This is a genomic window from Pseudomonas sp. HMWF006 (assembly GCF_003061205.1).
Taxonomy (GTDB): domain Bacteria; phylum Pseudomonadota; class Gammaproteobacteria; order Pseudomonadales; family Pseudomonadaceae; genus Aquipseudomonas; species Aquipseudomonas monsensis.
The window spans coordinates 887-16,576 of record NZ_QAIU01000392.1 but is presented as its reverse complement, the minus strand read 5'-3'; the positions used below and the strand labels follow the sequence as shown (position 1 = coordinate 16,576).

Annotated in this window: 14 protein-coding genes; 8 read left to right on the top strand and 6 right to left on the bottom strand. The window is 59.5% G+C overall.

Translation table 11 applies throughout. The features are described 5' to 3' along the window. The 3 genes from DBR24_RS16065 to DBR24_RS16055 form a co-directional block, all read left to right on the top strand. Nucleotides 1-1,156, top strand: a 1,156-nt coding sequence (locus DBR24_RS16065; protein WP_256591545.1) for a PAS domain-containing protein, incomplete at its 5' end; no start/stop codon positions are given. Nucleotides 1,157-1,274: 118 nt separating this feature from the next. Continuing rightward, the gene (locus tag DBR24_RS16060) at nucleotides 1,275-1,679 is read left to right on the top strand and encodes a response regulator (protein WP_128615255.1); all 405 of its coding nucleotides are present in this window, start codon (nucleotides 1,275-1,277) and stop codon (nucleotides 1,677-1,679) included. A gap of 167 nt (nucleotides 1,680-1,846) precedes the next feature. Next, complete coding sequence (locus tag DBR24_RS16055; RefSeq protein WP_128615254.1) at nucleotides 1,847-2,128, top strand: DUF3509 domain-containing protein; 282 nt, start codon at nucleotides 1,847-1,849, stop codon at nucleotides 2,126-2,128. Nucleotides 2,129-2,303: 175 nt separating this feature from the next. Here DBR24_RS16055 and DBR24_RS16050 read toward each other — a convergent pair whose 3' ends face one another. Both DBR24_RS16050 and DBR24_RS16045 read right to left on the bottom strand, forming a co-directional pair. Then, nucleotides 2,304-3,263, bottom strand: a complete 960-nt coding sequence (locus DBR24_RS16050; protein WP_128615253.1) for a TIGR02285 family protein — start codon at nucleotides 3,261-3,263, stop codon at nucleotides 2,304-2,306. Next, nucleotides 3,211-4,410 carry a CaiB/BaiF CoA-transferase family protein gene (locus tag DBR24_RS16045; RefSeq protein WP_128615252.1) on the bottom strand — a complete coding sequence of 400 codons (1,200 nt, stop codon included), beginning with the start codon at nucleotides 4,408-4,410 and terminating at the stop codon, nucleotides 3,211-3,213. The genes DBR24_RS16050 and DBR24_RS16045 overlap by 53 nt, the downstream gene beginning before the upstream one ends. Nucleotides 4,411-4,556: 146 nt before the next feature. Between DBR24_RS16045 and DBR24_RS16040 the strand changes: the two genes are divergently transcribed. From DBR24_RS16040 to DBR24_RS16030, 3 genes are all read left to right on the top strand, one after another. Further along, complete coding sequence (locus DBR24_RS16040) at nucleotides 4,557-5,099, top strand: YaeQ family protein (RefSeq protein WP_047601370.1); 543 nt, start codon at nucleotides 4,557-4,559, stop codon at nucleotides 5,097-5,099. A 55-nt stretch (nucleotides 5,100-5,154) separates the two neighbouring features. Next, complete coding sequence (recJ, locus tag DBR24_RS16035; RefSeq protein WP_128615251.1) at nucleotides 5,155-6,864, top strand: single-stranded-DNA-specific exonuclease RecJ; 1,710 nt, start codon at nucleotides 5,155-5,157, stop codon at nucleotides 6,862-6,864. Nucleotides 6,865-7,120: 256 nt separating this feature from the next. Further along, nucleotides 7,121-8,227 (top strand): NADH:flavin oxidoreductase/NADH oxidase, encoded by a 1,107-nt coding sequence (locus DBR24_RS16030; RefSeq protein ID WP_128615250.1) that lies wholly within the window; start codon nucleotides 7,121-7,123, stop codon nucleotides 8,225-8,227. 202 nt (nucleotides 8,228-8,429) lie between these two features. Here DBR24_RS16030 and DBR24_RS16025 read toward each other — a convergent pair whose 3' ends face one another. Continuing rightward, nucleotides 8,430-10,058, bottom strand: coding sequence for a glucan biosynthesis protein D (locus DBR24_RS16025; RefSeq protein ID WP_128615249.1), 1,629 nt, complete (start codon nucleotides 10,056-10,058; stop codon nucleotides 8,430-8,432). Nucleotides 10,059-10,461: 403 nt separating this feature from the next. Here DBR24_RS16025 and DBR24_RS16020 point away from each other — a divergent pair, with 403 nt between their 5' ends. Continuing rightward, nucleotides 10,462-10,647 (top strand): hypothetical protein, encoded by a 186-nt coding sequence (locus DBR24_RS16020; RefSeq protein ID WP_123464975.1) that lies wholly within the window; start codon nucleotides 10,462-10,464, stop codon nucleotides 10,645-10,647. A gap of 50 nt (nucleotides 10,648-10,697) precedes the next feature. Here the strand turns inward: DBR24_RS16020 and DBR24_RS16015 are convergent, their stop codons facing one another. Continuing rightward, complete coding sequence (locus tag DBR24_RS16015) at nucleotides 10,698-11,204, bottom strand: Bro-N domain-containing protein (protein WP_128615248.1); 507 nt, start codon at nucleotides 11,202-11,204, stop codon at nucleotides 10,698-10,700. A 646-nt stretch (nucleotides 11,205-11,850) separates the two neighbouring features. Between DBR24_RS16015 and DBR24_RS16005 the strand changes: the two genes are divergently transcribed. Next, nucleotides 11,851-12,408 carry a hypothetical protein gene (locus tag DBR24_RS16005; RefSeq protein ID WP_128615247.1) on the top strand — a complete coding sequence of 186 codons (558 nt, stop codon included), beginning with the start codon at nucleotides 11,851-11,853 and terminating at the stop codon, nucleotides 12,406-12,408. A 59-nt stretch (nucleotides 12,409-12,467) separates the two neighbouring features. Here the strand turns inward: DBR24_RS16005 and DBR24_RS16000 are convergent, their stop codons facing one another. Further along, entirely contained in the window at nucleotides 12,468-13,949 is a 1,482-nt protein-coding gene (locus DBR24_RS16000; RefSeq protein WP_128615246.1) for an APC family permease, read from the bottom strand. A 217-nt stretch (nucleotides 13,950-14,166) separates the two neighbouring features. After that, on the bottom strand, nucleotides 14,167-15,591 hold the full coding sequence (locus DBR24_RS15995) for a gamma-aminobutyraldehyde dehydrogenase (RefSeq protein ID WP_128615245.1): 1,425 nt from the start codon (nucleotides 15,589-15,591) through the stop codon (nucleotides 14,167-14,169). Nucleotides 15,592-15,690 lie beyond the last annotated feature (99 nt).

The window sequence follows — 15,690 nt, the reverse complement described above, 5'->3', positions numbered from 1 at the left end:
TCAGGATGAACACGGGCAATGGAGCGGTTTGAACAACGACGTGCTCAAACGCGTCAGTGCGATGACCGGGCTGCAGTTTGTGCATCAGGAGTCGTTCTCCACCGACCACCTGCTTGAGCGACTGGAGAGCGGGGCGGCGGACATCAGCACGACGTTGGCCATGAGCGACGAGCGCAAGGTGTTTCTGGATTTCAGCCATGCCTTCGGTGGCGCAGGCTGGGTGTTCGTCGGCCACATCGGCGCGCCGCGGGTGGAATCGTTCGAGCAGTTGGCCGGACGTGTCGTTGTGCTGCCGGCCCGGCATGCTCTGGAAGACCTGATTCGGCGCGATTTCCCGCTGATTACGGTGCGTTCGGTCAAGACGTACGCCGAAGCCCGCGCATTGGTCGAGAGCGGCGAAGCCTATGCCACCATCGAAAATGAAATCGGGGCGCAGCTCTATCCCTTGGGATTGCTCAGGGTGGGCGGGCTGCTGGAAGGCAAGTGGGAAGCTGATCATCTGGCGGTGCGCAAAGGCATGCCGGAGCTACTGAGTATTCTCAACAAGGCACTTGAGGCGTTTCCCGCGACCGAGTTACGGGCCATTCGCCTGAAATGGCTGGAGGGCGTTGCACCTGTCCCGGAGCAGTCGATCTGGCAGCGGATGATCGAATGGGGCTGCTGGGTGATGGGCGGGTGGAGTATTTTCGGTCTGTTGTCGCTGGTGTGGAACCGGCGCCTGACGGCGGTGATCAAGTTGCGCCGCGAGGCCGAGAAGGATCTGGGCGATCAACTGGCGTTTCAACACGCGCTGATCGACTCCATGCCTGACCCGATGTTCGTCCGCGATCTGCAAGGGCGTCTGATCATGTGCAACCGCAGCTATGAAGAAGCGCTTTCGGTTCGCCAGGATCAAGTGCAGGGCCGCTTGCTGTTCGAAGTCGATGCATTGCCCGAAGCGACGGCCTCGATGCTGCATGACGAGTTCATCGTGCAATTGCGCACGCGCAAGTCACGTTTCAGCAAACGGCAATTGCAATTCAAAAATGGCCCGCGTGAGGTCTATCAGTGGACTGTGCCGTTCTACAGTGCCGACGGCCAGTTGCGCGGGCTGTTGGGCGGCTGGACCGATATCACCCAGCGTAGGACGGAAAGCGGATGCCGATGTCCGCACTGAGGATTAGGAAATGTCCTATAGGACGCGACTACTTTTCCGATGGGAGGCTTAAGACGACTGCCCTAGAGTGAACGACAACTGCGGTGAGAGTCCGCGATTGTCGCTTTAGAGGTCGCCTATGCGCTCGCTTAAAATCCTGATTCTTGAACCCAATCCGTTTCAACTGATGGCGTTGCATCAAATGCTCAACGCCATCGGCATCTATGACGTTCTGACCGCGCCGTCGCTGGCATCGGCCTTGTGTTCCCTGGGGCATCGCGGCGCGGTCGATATCGCCATCTGCGATCCGCAGCTCAAGGGTGGCGATGGCCTGGCCCTGATCCATCATCTGGCGCAACAGGATCAAGCTCGGGCTTTGATCCTGCTGGGGGCGGTCGCATCGAGTGTGTTGGGCGATCTTGAACGCTTGCTGTGCGAGCATCGCCTGCGAATGCTGGGGTGCCTGCAAACACCGGTCTCGGCGGTGCTGATGAGAGGTTTGCTGGACAGTTATCTGCTCGCGCCCATGGCGGCGCGGGCCTGAAGCGTACGGTTATTTTTCTGTCATCTTCACCGTGCATGCTCTGACAGACCGGTAACGCTTCCAGGGATGGAGCAACCGGCAGGCAGAACTTTCTTCTCGGGCCGGTGGTCATTTACTGTGGACATGCCCCAGACACAATGTTTTCGGACTATTGAGTGGAGATCGAGATGGAAAGTATCAGTCTATTGCTCGGTGAGGCTCTGAGCCCGTATCAGGTTTCGTTGTCTGCAAGCGGCGCCCGTGGCGAATGCCGGGTGACCTTGAAGAACAGCAACGGCGCAATTGTGGTGGAACGCGAATTCAATCAGGCGCAGTTGAGCGACAAACGCCTGCTGACGGATGTGGTCGATGGTCTGCACCGTGACATTCTGATCGCCGAAGGGCGCCTGGAACCCTGTGTGATCGCGGCATTGCGCAACGCAGCACTGGACAAGCGTCCGGCGCTCTGAAGATGAAATATTTTTTGTGGGAACCTTCCTGCATCCCTGTCAGTCAGACCCCATAACAGCAGGATCAAGCATTGTGCTCCGGTGCTTGTCGCTTGCTGCTACGGGTCCTTTGTAGACCACGTTTAACCCCGAGTCGTCTCCCCACTTCTCGGGGTTTCTTTTGTCCGGCGTTTGCCTAATGGGTCGCCTGCTGCTCGAAAAAGACACGGGCCTGCTCCAGATAATCAGCCTGTCGCTCGGGATCGAGCCACGCCGCGTAGAGCTGATTCAAATGCGCGTGGGGCAGGGTGCGCAACAGTTGGTTGATTTCACTGATCGCCTGACGTCCCTGAGTTGTGTCGGAACAGGCGACGTAACCCGAGAGATATTTCCCGGTGCCCTGGATGGGGTAGAACGCCAGCTCGTCCTCGGCGATCTTCGCCTGTTTCGCCTGATAGCGGATTTCCGGCCAGTAACCCAGCACCACCTGCAATCGGCCCAGACGCTGCATCGACAGCAGATTGCTCAGGGCGTCGTTACCGTAATGGGGGGTCAGCGCACCGCTGTGGGCTTGATGGAGTATGTTGTCGATGAACTCGCCGTAGCTGCGTTCAGCGACCACGCCGACTTTTCTGTCGGTGGCGGCCAACAGCGCCGACAGGTCGACCTCGCCGCCCACCAGATAGGGTTCGAGCAGCGAACGGTCTTGCTGACGAACCACCAGACCATTGCTCACCACGCGTATCGCCGGGATCGAATACACGACCCATTGCGCGCGGTCCTTGTTCCACAACAGCGCGGGGTCACAGGCAAAAGGGTTTTCGTGCAGCATCTGCAGGCCACGGGCGCGATTGACCCGCATCAGCGTGTGTTCGTATTGCGGCAGGCCGGCGATCAGCAGCAGCATCAATTGATCGATCACGCCCTGGTCCTTTTTCGGGCCTTCTAATATCGTCAGGGGCGGCAGGTCGCGCAACAACCAGATCAGCGTCGGTTTGGCCTGCGCTGCGGTCGACACGGCCAGCAGAAACAGCAGGCCGAACAGGCGCCACGTCCACCAGTGATGGGCGCGGTTGGCCTCAGATGTCTGCTGGCGTTTCAGCTTAAATGGCTCCGTCTTCGCGCAACCGGGCGATCTGTTGCTCGTCGTAGCCAAGGTCGTGGAGTACCTGCGCGTTGTGTTCACCGAGCTGTGGCCCGACCCATTCGGAAGAGCCCGGCGTCTCAGAGAGTTTCGGCACGATGCCCGGCATCTTGAAGTCCTTGCCGTCCGGCAGCTTGGCGTGCAGGAACATTTCCCGCGCCAGGTACTGCGGATCGTTGAACATGTCTTCGGCGCTGAAGATCCGGCTCGCGGGCACCTCGGCCTGATTGAGCAGGTCGAGCACCGTTTGCAGCGGTAACGAATTGACCCAGCGATCGATCACCCCATACAACTCGTCGCGACGATTGTCACGTCCGTCGTTGCTCGCCAGTGCCGGGTCATTGGCCAGATCGTCCCGGCCAATGATCATCATGAAGCGCTTGAAAATGGCATCGCCGTTGGCGCCGATCTGCACATGCTTGCCGTCGGCACTGGTGTGAATCGACGACGGTGTAATGCCCGGCATGATGTTGCCGGTGCGCTCACGGATGAAACCGAACACATCGAACTCCGGGACCATGCTTTCCATCATGGCGAAGATCGCTTCATATAGCGCCACATCGACCACCTGGCCGAGGCCACCGTTGACCTCGCGATGACGCAACGCCATCAGTGCGCCGATCACACCCCACAGCGCGGCAATCGAATCGCCGATGGAAATCCCGGTGCGCACCGGTGGCCGGTCCTCGAAACCGGTGATGTAGCGCAACCCGCCCATGGACTCACCGACTGCGCCGAACCCCGGCTGATCCTTCATCGGTCCGGTCTGACCGAAACCCGAGAGGCGCACCATCACCAGTTTCGGATTCAGCGCGTGCAGGGTTTCCCAACCCAGCCCCAGTTTCTCCAGAACGCCGGGGCGGAAATTCTCGATGAGAATGTCGGCTTCGCCGAGCAATTTCTTCAGGATGGCCAGGCCGTCGGGATGCTTGAGGTTCAGCGTCAGCGACTTTTTATTGCGCGCCTGCACGAACCACCACAGCGACGTGCCTTCGTACAACTTGCGCCATTTGCGCAAGGGATCACCGCCGTCCGGCGACTCGATCTTGATCACGTCGGCGCCGAACTCGCCGCAAATGCGCGAGGCAAACGGCCCGGCAATCAACGTACCCAATTCAATGACTTTCACACCGCTGAGCGGTTTGTTGGCGAACGGCATACAGAATCCTGTAGGACAAGGCTGAGCAGATACAGCGTTTTAACATAGCCGGCTGTCAGACGCCGCAGCTTGATCGCCATCAATTCGATGATTGCCTACCGCATCGGTTAGACTTGCCGACTTTCCTCGTATCAAGAAGCCCGTTCATGGCCCAGCCTTCGACCACGTACAAGTTTGAACTGAACCTCACCGACCTCGACCGCAGCATCTACGAGAGCGTCAAGCAGACCATCGCCCGTCACCCTTCGGAGACCGAAGAGCGCATGACTGTGCGGCTGCTGGCCTACGCCCTCTGGTACAACGAGCAGTTGTCGTTCGGTCGTGGTCTGTCGGACGTGGATGAACCTGCACTGTGGGAAAAGAGCCTGGACGACCGTGTCCTGCACTGGATCGAAGTCGGCCAGCCGGATGCCGATCGTCTGACCTGGTGCTCGCGTCGCACCGAGCGTACCAGCCTGCTGGCGTACGGCAGCCTGCGCGTCTGGGAAACCAAGGTGATCCCGGCGATCAAGAACCTGAAAAACGTCAACATCGCCGCCGTGCCGCAAGAGGTGCTGGAGACCCTGGCCAAGGACATGCCCCGCGTCATCAAGTGGGACGTGATGATCAGCGAAGGGACGATCTTCGTCACCGACGACCGTGGTCAGCACGAAGTCCAGTTGCAATGGCTGCAAGGTGAGCGCGGCTGATCCTGCGCCGCCACCGGATTAAACCCACGTATTCAAGAGAAGTCTCTGTCACCCCATGCGTATCGAACCTCGTCAGCTGCCTGCCACTCTGCCTTTTCTCGGTGATATTCCACCGCTGTTGACCCGCCTGTACGCCGCGCGGGGCGTGCAGTCCGAGGCCGAACTGGACAAGAGCCTGGCGCGCTTGATCCCGTTCCAGCAACTCAAGGGCATTGATGCGGCGGTCGACTTGCTGGTGACGGCACTGGAGCAGCGCCAGCGCATTCTGATCGTTGGCGACTTCGATGCGGACGGTGCGACCGCCAGCACCGTGGGCATGCTCGGGTTGCGCCTGTTGGGCGCGGCGCATGTCGATTATCTGGTGCCGAACCGCTTCGAATACGGCTATGGCCTGACCCCGGAAATCGTCGAAGTCGCCCTGACCCGCGAGCCGCAGTTGCTGATTACCGTCGACAACGGCATCTCCAGTGTCGAAGGCGTGGCCGCTGCGAAAAAGGCCGGGCTCAAGGTCTTGATCACTGACCACCACTTGCCCGGCGATGAACTGCCGCAGGCCGATGCGCTGGTCAACCCGAACCAGCCGGGCTGCGAATTTCCGAGCAAGGCGCTGGCCGGCGTGGGCGTGATTTTCTATGTACTGATGGCCTTGCGTGCGCGCCTGCGCAGCCTCGGCTGGTACGAGAGCAAACCACAACCGAATATCGGCGAACTGCTCGATCTGGTGGCGCTGGGCAGCGTTGCCGACGTGGTGCCGCTGGATGCCAACAACCGGATTCTGGTGCATCAGGGCCTGGAGCGGATTCGCGCCGGGCGCGCACGGCCGGGGATCAAGGCGATCCTCGAAGTGGCCAAGCGCGACGCTGCACGTATTACGTCCACCGACCTCGGTTTTATCGTCGGCCCGCGCCTGAACGCGGCGGGGCGCCTGGACGACATGAGTCTGGGTATCGAATGCCTGCTGACCGCCGACGCCAACCGCGCTCGGGAAATGGCCGCGCAACTGGACGGCATGAATCAGGATCGCAAATCCATCGAGCAGGGCATGCAGCGCGAGGCGCTGGCCCAACTCAAGGACTTGCCGGTGGAGTCGATGCCGTTCGGTCTGTGCCTGTTCGATCCCGAGTGGCACCAGGGCGTCATCGGTATTCTCGCGTCGCGGATGAAAGAGCGTTATTTCCGTCCGACCATTGCCTTCGCTGATGCCGGTGACGGTCTGCTCAAGGGCTCCGGGCGTTCTGTGCAGGGCTTCCATATTCGCGACGCCCTGAGCGTGGTGGCGGCGCAGCATCCGAACCTGATTGCCAAATACGGTGGTCACGCCATGGCGGCCGGTCTGACCTTGCCACAGGAGAATTTTGCGCTGTTCGCCGAGGCATTCGATGCTGAAGTGCGTCGGCAACTTCGCGAAGAAGACCTGACCGGGCGCATGCTGTCGGATGGAACACTGGCGGTTGAGGAGTTCCACCTCGAACTGGCCCGTGCCTTGCGCCATGCCGGGCCTTGGGGCCAGCACTTCCCGGAGCCGCTGTTCCACGGCGTGTTTCAGTTGGTCGAGCAGCGTGTGGTGGGTGAGCGGCATCTGAAAGTGGTGCTGAAAAGCGAGTGCGGTTCGGTGAAGCTTGACGGCATTGCCTTTGGTATCGACCGCGATGTCTGGCCGAATCCGACCATTCAATGGGTTGAACTGGCCTACAAGCTCGACGTCAACGAGTTTCGTGGCAACGAGACCGTGCAACTGATGATTGCCCACATCGAACCGCGCTGACGCCATTCGCGAGCAAGCCCGCTCCCAGCTGGTGTAGGAGCGGGCTTGCTCGCGAAGGCCGACTTTCACACACAGAATTACTCTGAACCCTGCCTCCTCCTCAGTTGTCGACTAGGCTCTAAGCACTGCTTGATTGGCCTTGTGACGTCTTGTCGAATGTTTTGCCCGCGGGGGCGGGTGTTGTACCTTTTTCCTGTCACTCGTCGACTATTCAAACAGAACCCTGGAGCCTGCCCACTGATTCGAGAGGTGCCCCATGAGTCTGCTGCTTGAACCCTTCACCCTTCGCCAACTGACCCTGCCCAATCGCATCGCCGTGTCGCCGATGTGCCAGTATTCCAGCGTCGACGGCCTGGCCAACGACTGGCATCTGGTGCACCTCGGCAGTCGCGCCGTCGGCGGCGCTGGCCTGGTCTTCACCGAAGCCACGGCGGTCACCGCCGACGGGCGGATTACCGCTGAAGACCTCGGTCTGTGGAGCGACGAACAGATTGCACCGTTGCAACGCATTACCCGATTTATTACGTCCCAAGGCGCGGTCGCCGGCATCCAACTGGCCCACGCCGGGCGCAAGGCCAGCACCCATCGGCCGTGGATCGGCAAGCATGGCAGCGTCAAACCCGATGATGGCGGCTGGACCCCGGTCGGGCCTTCGCCGATTGCTTTCGACCCGCAACACACGCAACCGAAACAGCTGGATGAAGGGCAGATCGCTGATGTCATTCAGGCCTTTGTCGATGCTGCCAAACGAGCGTTGACGGCGGGTTTCAGTGTGGTTGAGGTGCATGCCGCGCACGGTTATCTATTGCATCAGTTTCTTTCGCCACTGAGCAATCAGCGCCGCGATCAATATGGTGGTTCGTTTGAAAACCGCATTCGCCTGGTGCTGCAAGTCACCGAGGCGGTGAGGGCGGTCTGGCCTGAGGAATTGCCGGTGTTTGTCCGCGTATCGGCCACTGACTGGGTGGAGGACGGCTGGAACCCGGATGAAACCGTGGAGCTGGCGCGACGCCTGCACACGCTTGGCGCGGATCTCATTGATGTGTCTTCGGGTGGCACCGCAGCGAATGCCGAGATTCCAGTGGGGCCGGGCTATCAGACGCGCTTCGCCGAACGTGTGCGTAAGGAGTCAGGCATCGCCACCGGCACCGTGGGCATGATTACCGAGCCGGCGCAGGCCGAGCACATTCTGCGCACCTGTCAGGCCGACATCATCTTCCTCGCCCGTGAGCTGCTGCGTGATCCGTACTGGCCGCTGCACGCCGACGATGATCTGGGTGGGCGCAAAGCGGTGTGGCCGGCGCAATATCAGCGCGCCACTCATCGTGATCAGCCGATTCACGAGTCAGACTTGCGCGATTGAGTGAGTCGCAATAAAGCAAAAAGCCCCGGTCAGTGATGGCCGGGGCTTTGTTTTGTCTGTTTGTCTTTCGCTGCGATGCTGCCGCCATCGCTGGCAAGCCAGCTCCCACAGATTTGGTGGCGTACGCAAAATCTGTGATCAACACCCATCACTGTGGGAGCTGGCTTGCCAGCGATGAGGCCCGTGCAGGCGCCTTAAATCATCAAGGGTACTTGCGCTTGTCTGGCGCCGGCGGGAAGTACTGGTACAACCAGGTCTCGCTCAGCGTGCGGTCATTGGTGCGAATGAACAAACGCAGTTCCACCGGCTCGACGCTGTCGCTGGTCGGGTACCAGTCGAACAGGATCCGGTAACCCTTGATGTCGTCGAGCACCAGCACGCTGAAGTCCTGCACCTTGCCGTTGGAACACGTGACCACCGGTTCGATCCCGGTGCCCTGCGGCAGGCGATCCAGGCCGCCTCCGGTGAAGTCCACGGCAAAACGGCGGGCCCACACCGGCGGATAATGCTCGCCCGGTGCCCAGCCTTCAGTAAAGCCGCCCATGCCGGAACGGGTTGCATGCACCCGCGCCAATGGCGTGCCGACCGGCGGCAGGGCGCTCCAGTAGAGCTTGTAGCCGTAATTCAGCGAGTCGCCGGCCGCCACCGGTTTCTTCGGCGTCCAGAACGCAACGATGTTGTCCAGGGTTTCGCCGGTTGTAGGAATTTCCAGCAGATCAATAGAGCCTTCGCCCCATGCTGTGGTCGGTTCGACCCACAGGCTTGGGCGCTTGCTGTACCAGTCGACGGTGTCCTGATAGTTGGCGAACTCATGGTCGGTCTGCACCAGACCGAAGCCTTTTGGATCCTTGTCGGCAAAAGCGTTGAACTGCAGGGTCGCCGGGTTGTTCAGCGGGCGGCAGATCCACTCGCCGTTGCCGCGCCACATCGCCAGGCGATCGGAGTCGTGGATTTGCGGGTGGATGGTGTCGCACATGCGGCGTTCGTGAGTGCCGCAGCTGAACATGCTGGTCATCGGTGAAATGCCCAGTTGTTCGATGGCGGTGCGCGCATTGATGTGGGCGTCGACTTCCATCACCACGCGTTCGGCCTGGCAGTCGATGTCGAAGCGGTAGGCGCCGGTCGCACTCGGCGAATCGAGCAGCGCGTAGACGACAAAACGCGTGGCGTTCTGATCCGGCGTCTCGAACCAGAATTTGGTGAAGTCAGGGAATTCTTCGCGCTTCTTGGCGTAAGTGTCGATCGCCAGGCCGCGAGCGGAGAGGCCATATTGGCCAGTCGCATCCACCGCACGGAAATAGCTGGCGCCGAGGAACGACACCACGTCATGGCGATCCAGCTCCGGTGCCTTGAACAGTTTGAAGCCGGCGAAACCCAGATCACCTTTCAACTGCTGCGTGTCGACCGAAGTGTTTTCATAGTTGAACAGCGCCGGGCGGAAATGCACCTCGCGGGCGGTGCGGGTCTTGGGATCGACGCTGTACATGCGCACCGGCTGACGGAAACCCATGCCGACGTGGAAGAACTGCACGTCCAGTTGACCCTTGTTCTCCTTCCACAACGAATGCTCGCCGTCGTAGCGGATCGCGTTGAAGTTTTGCGGGGTCATGGTCGCCAGTGTCGGCGGCAGCACCTGTTTGGTGTCCTGATAAGCGTTGCCGGCCAGTTGCTTGGCCTGGCGCTTCAGCGCTTCGAAGTCGAACGCCTGCGCCTCGCCATCGGCGGCGCCGCCATTGGCTGCCCACGCACGGGTGGCCAGCAGGCCGGTGGCCGAAAGACCGGTGTAAGCCGCAATGGCCATGGACGCTTTGAGCAAATTCCTGCGGTGCATAAATACAACCTGTCGTGTGCAATCCCGCGCCTTTCCTGGCACGTGCTGGATCAGAAATAACGGTTCGGACAAGCCTTCGGCCAAACGCAACGGACTATAAACAGATGCCGGCTAGCTTAAACGGTTCGCTCGCCGAGCAAAATTCGTTGATTCACTACGCCAGTGTGTCAATGAAACAAGACATGTCGGTTAAAAGTCTGACAGGGCGTTCTGATTTACACGGCATATCTGCTTTTTTCGACTAATTACTCTAAAAACTGCTTTTCAGCGCCGATTTAATTTCTATTCTATGGGCATGACCGGTGTGACCAGAAGAACCGGTGAGGCACACGACACTGCTGTAAGGGGCAGGGCGATGTGGTGGTTTAGCAGTTCTTTGACGTATTAGAGAAGGACATCGTCCATGGCAAAAATACAAGGCATCACCGAAATGTTGGGCATCTTTCCCTGCCTCGGCAGCGGCCGCAAAAGACGTCGGTTGAGCTCCGACGAACTGAAACTGGTGGAGCGTTATCGAGAGCTATCAGAAGGGGACCGGATTGCGATGCGCTATCTGGTGGATGCGATGCGGAGTGTTTCGCGGTTTTGAGTGGAAATAAAAAGGGGCGGACTGAAAGGTCCGCCCCTTTTTTATTTGGATCAGCTACACGTTCCCAGTACTGGATACGGCCGCTGGCCGTGCATCAACTCCGGCACATCCCGCCATTTGACCCACGCTTGCTGTTGCCAGTGCAGCAACGGCACCGTGACGCCTGCCCAATGCATTGAGCTCAGGCTCGGGTGGTTTTCCACAGGGCTTGATTGGGTTTCGCGCAGCATCGGGATGACTTCATGGCTCAGCCATTGGCGCAGGTGACGGTTTTCCGGGACGAAGTGATGGACGAGCAGGGCAAACAGGCCGGACTCGCTGACCATCGCGCAATCGACGATTTCGCCGTCCCGACGTAGGAGGACATGGCGACGTTGGTCGGGATCGAGTTTCAGGGTGAGGCGTTCGTTCAGGGGGTAACCCATCAAGCGACCGAGATCTTGCACGCAGAACCAGGCTTCGTGGTCTTGCATGAAGGCGTGGAGGAAGCGGTTGTGGCGGGTGAAGATTGTGGGGGTGAAGTGAGTGGAAGATGGATTGTGGATTTGGGGAGACATGTAGTGACTTCCGTTTCGAGTTGGAAAGTCGCCACCAATTCTTCGAAAAATTGGGTGGCGAGCCGAGTGGCGTTCGAAGTCGGGTTACTTCCTGTCGAAACGGTAAAGCCGGAAGGCCCGCGCCACACGGCCCGCCATAAAGCAGAACTGAAGTTGTGAAAAAGCCGCAGTTCAATGGAGGGCATGCAAGCACCGTTTTGACAGTTTCCGGCTTCGACCCCGGGTCGCTGAATTAGCAGCGACGGGATAAAGCCTATCGGTCAGGCGCTTGCGGCGACAAGTCTACCCTGTGGACGTGCAGCGTAGGAAACGGGGCTTTTTCAGGAAGTCTGTGTCTGTAGGAAATGCCTGTTTTTGCATTGGTGCCAGCGAACCCGCCCCTAACCAGTGTTTTTTCCGTTATTTGTTTGAATCTTGCGCATCGCTGCAGATGCTCGGCCCTTGGTCTCAGGGCTCAAAGGATTGTGACGAATAACGGAGAATTCAATGAAGGTGTCTCTCAAGCAGATCAACGGCGCTTGGGATCACGGCTGGGTGCTGGACAAACACATGGTAAGTAGTCCATGGACGCGGCCTGCGCTGTTTTGCGTAAATATCCGAAGGTAGGGAAAATTTACGTCGCAGCGCTAACTTGGAAGTGAACTCAATGACCACTGTATTTATTGCCGGCTCTATCAACATCAAGAACCTTGATCCGAAGGTTAAAGAGCGCATCAATAATATCGTAGCGTCAGATTTTGAGGTGGTGGTGGGTGATGCTGGGGGCGCCGATACCTCCATTCAGCAGCACCTGCTGAGTCTCGAACGATCCAGAACCACGGTGTTCTGCAGCGGTTCTGCCCCGAGGAATAACCTTGGACAGTGGCCCGCCAGAACAGTCGACTCCAAACATTCGAAAGGGTCGAGAGCTTTCTTCACCGAGAAAGACGTCGTCATGGCCGAAGCAGCCGACTACGGCTTGATGATCTGGGATGCAAAGAGCACCGGCACGCTCTGCAATGTCATTGAACTGTTATCGAGAAAGAAAAAGTCGCTTGTTTTCGTCAACAAGGAAAAGGAATTCAAAGTGGTCGGAGACGTCAGTCAGCTCGAAGAATTGGTCGCATTCATGTCCGATCACGCCAAGCAAAAGGCCAACGAAAAAATCAAACTGTTCGACCGTATTTCCCTGTTGAAGCACGATCAGGCAGAGCTTTCTTTTTGATGTTTTTTTCTGGGCTTTCCTGAACCCCGGCACCTAGTCGGTGCCGGGATCAAAAACTCTTAGCGACTCACCTTCCAAGCATCCCCAGCCGGCGCCTTCCCATGGTCATACGGCTTGCCAATCCACATATAAACCAGCCCCAAGCCAATCACGATCGCGGTGCTCAACACCATCGCATAGTTCACGTACCACGCCGCATCCGGCGTACGTGGCCAGGCCATGTTGATGATCGCGCCGACGCCGTACACCAGCGCGCCGATGTTCACCGGCCAGCCCCAGGCGCCGAGGGTGAATTTGCCGCTCGGTTTCCAGCCTTTGCTGCGGGCGTACAGCGCGGCCAGGACGATCATCTGGAACGCGAGGTAGATGCCGATCGCCGCGAAGCTGACGATGGTGGCCACGGCGTCTTGCAGGAAGAAGCCGAGGGCGATGATCAGGGCCGGCAGGACGCCGGACACGAACAGCGCGGCAACCGGCACTTGGGTGGTCGGAGAAATCTTCTTCAGCAGGCGGCTGCCGATGACCATTTCGTCGCGAGCGTAGGAGTACAGCAGACGGCTCGCGGCGGCCTGCAGGCTGATGACGCAGGAGATGAAGGAAATCATCACCACGCCCATCACCACTTTCGAACCGATTGGGCCGAAGGCGTTGTTGAGGATGGTGGTGACCGGGTCCTTGTCGGTGCCGTTGATCACCGCTTGCATGTCCGGTACGGCGAGGATCAGCGCCAAGCAGGCGAACATCGCCGCAATGCCGCCGATGTAGATGGTCATGCGCATGGCCACCGGGATTTTTGCGCTGGGGTTCGGGGTTTCTTCGGCGACGTCGCCACAGGCCTCGAAGCCGTAGTACAGGAACATCCCCGCCAGCGAAGCGGTGAGGAATGCCGGCAGGTACGAGCCGTCGACGCTGATGTCGAAGGTGTTGAACAGCACGCTCAGCGGTTGGTGACGTTCGAAGATCAGCAGGTAAACGCCGACGATCACTGCGCCAACCAGTTCGCAGAGGAAGCCGAACATGGCGATCCGCGCCAGCACTTTGGTGCCGCTGAGGTTTACCAGTGTGGCGAACAGGGTCAGCACCAGGGCGATGACGATGTTGGTGTTGTTGCTCGGCTCAAAACCGAGCATGGCGGCCAGGTATGGGCCGGCACCGACGGCGACTGCAGCGATGGTTACACACAGGGCGATGGAGTAGATCCAGCCGACCATCCACGCCCATTTCTTGCCCACTAAACGGCGCGCCCAAGGGTAAACACCACCGGAAATCGGGAACTGCGAAACCACTTCGCCGAAGATCAGGCACACCAGCAACTGGCCGCAACCGACCAGCAAGTAAGCCCAGAACATCGGTGGACCACCGGCGGCGAGGCATAGGCCGAACAGGGTATAAACCCCTACAACCGGTGACAGATAAGTGAAGCCCAAAGCGAAGTTTTCCCACAGGCTCATGCTGCGGTTGAAGTTCGAGGTGTAGCCCAGCTGGCGCAGTTGTTCGGCATCGCTGTCGGCAACGGCGGCGAGATCGGGTGAGGCACTCATGTGTGTTTGCTCCGTGAAATCGGCAGATTTCGGATGGCCGAGGCCGTGGCGAGGCTTGGTGGGCGCCGCCCGGGTCGGTAGTTATTGTCAGGTGTTGAATCCTGGTGGTGCGCAGAGCCGGTTTCTGCCTTGAAGCCGGGGTGACGCCATCGCGAGCAGGCTCACTCCTACAATTTGGAATGCGATCCCTGTAGGAGCCAGCCTGCTGGCGATGCTTTTAGTGCTTGAACATCACATGCCGAACCGTGGTGTAGTCCTCCAGCCCATACATGGACATGTCCTTGCCGTAGCCGGACAATTTCTGACCGCCATGGGGCATTTCGCTGACCAGCATGAAGTGCGTGTTGACCCAGGTGCAGCCGTACTGCAAACGGGCGGACAAGCGATGTGCGCGTCCTACATCCGCCGTCCACACCGAGGAGGCGAGGCCGTAGTCCGAATCGTTGGCCCATTCCAGCGCCTGCGCTTCATCGGTGAATTTGGTCACCGAGACCACCGGCCCGAACACTTCGCGGCGGACGATTTCGTCATCCTGTTGCGCGTCGGCCAGCACCGTCGGTTCGAAGAAGAAACCGTTGCCCTCAACAGCCTTGCCACCGGTGATCAAACGGATGTGCGGCTGCGCCACGGCACGTTCGACAAACCCGGCGACGCGGTCGCGATGCTGCGCAGTGATCAGCGGTCCCAGCTCGGTGGACGGATCATCCTGTAAGCCGTATTTGATGCTGCTGACCGCTGCGCCGAGCTTCTCGACGAACTGTTCGTAGATGCCTTGCTGTGCGTAGATCCGGCACGCAGCGGTGCAATCCTGCCCGGCGTTGTAGAAACCAAAGGTACGGATGCCTTCAACCGCAGCGTCGATGTCGGCGTCATCGAAGATGATCACTGGCGCCTTGCCGCCCAGTTCCATGTGCATGCGTTTGACGCTGTCGGCGGTGCTGGAAATGATGTTCGAACCGGTGGCGATCGAGCCGGTCAGCGAGACCATGCGCACTTTCGGATGCGTGACCAGCGGACTGCCCACGGTAGGACCACGACCGAACACCAGATTGAGCACACCGGCCGGGAAGATGTCCGACGCCAGTTCGGCCAGACGCAACGCGGTCAGCGGGGTTTGTTCCGACGGCTTGAGCACCACGGTATTACCGGCAGCGAGGGCCGGGGCGATTTTCCAGGCGACCATCATCAGCGGGTAGTTCCACGGTGCGATGGAGGCGATCACGCCCCCCGGGTCGCGGCGGATCATCGAGGTGTGGCCGGGCAGGTATTCGCCAGCCGCCGAACCGCTCATGCAACGGCTGGCGCCGGCGAAGAAGCGGAACACGTCGGCGATTGCCGGGATCTCGTCATTCAGCGCAGCGCTGTAGGGTTTGCCGCAGTTGGCAGATTCGAGTTTCGCCAGTTCTTCGCCGTGGGCTTCGATGGCGTCGGCGAGTTTGAGCAGCAGCAGCGAACGGTCTTTCGGCGTGGTTTGCGACCAGTCGGCAAAAGCGCTGTCGGCGGCGCGTACGGCGGCATCGACCTGAGCCTCGGAGGCTTCATTGATTTCCACCAATACTTCACCGAGGGAAGGGTTGAGCACCGCTTGCGCCGGGCCTTCGCCGTTGACCAGTTGGCCGTTGATCAAGAGTCTGGTTTGCATGATTTTGTCCTCACTAACACTTTTATTGTTCTGGCCGAATCGAGAGCCCTGTGGGAGCGAGCTTGCTCGCGAAAGCGGTGTATCAGTCGACATCAATGT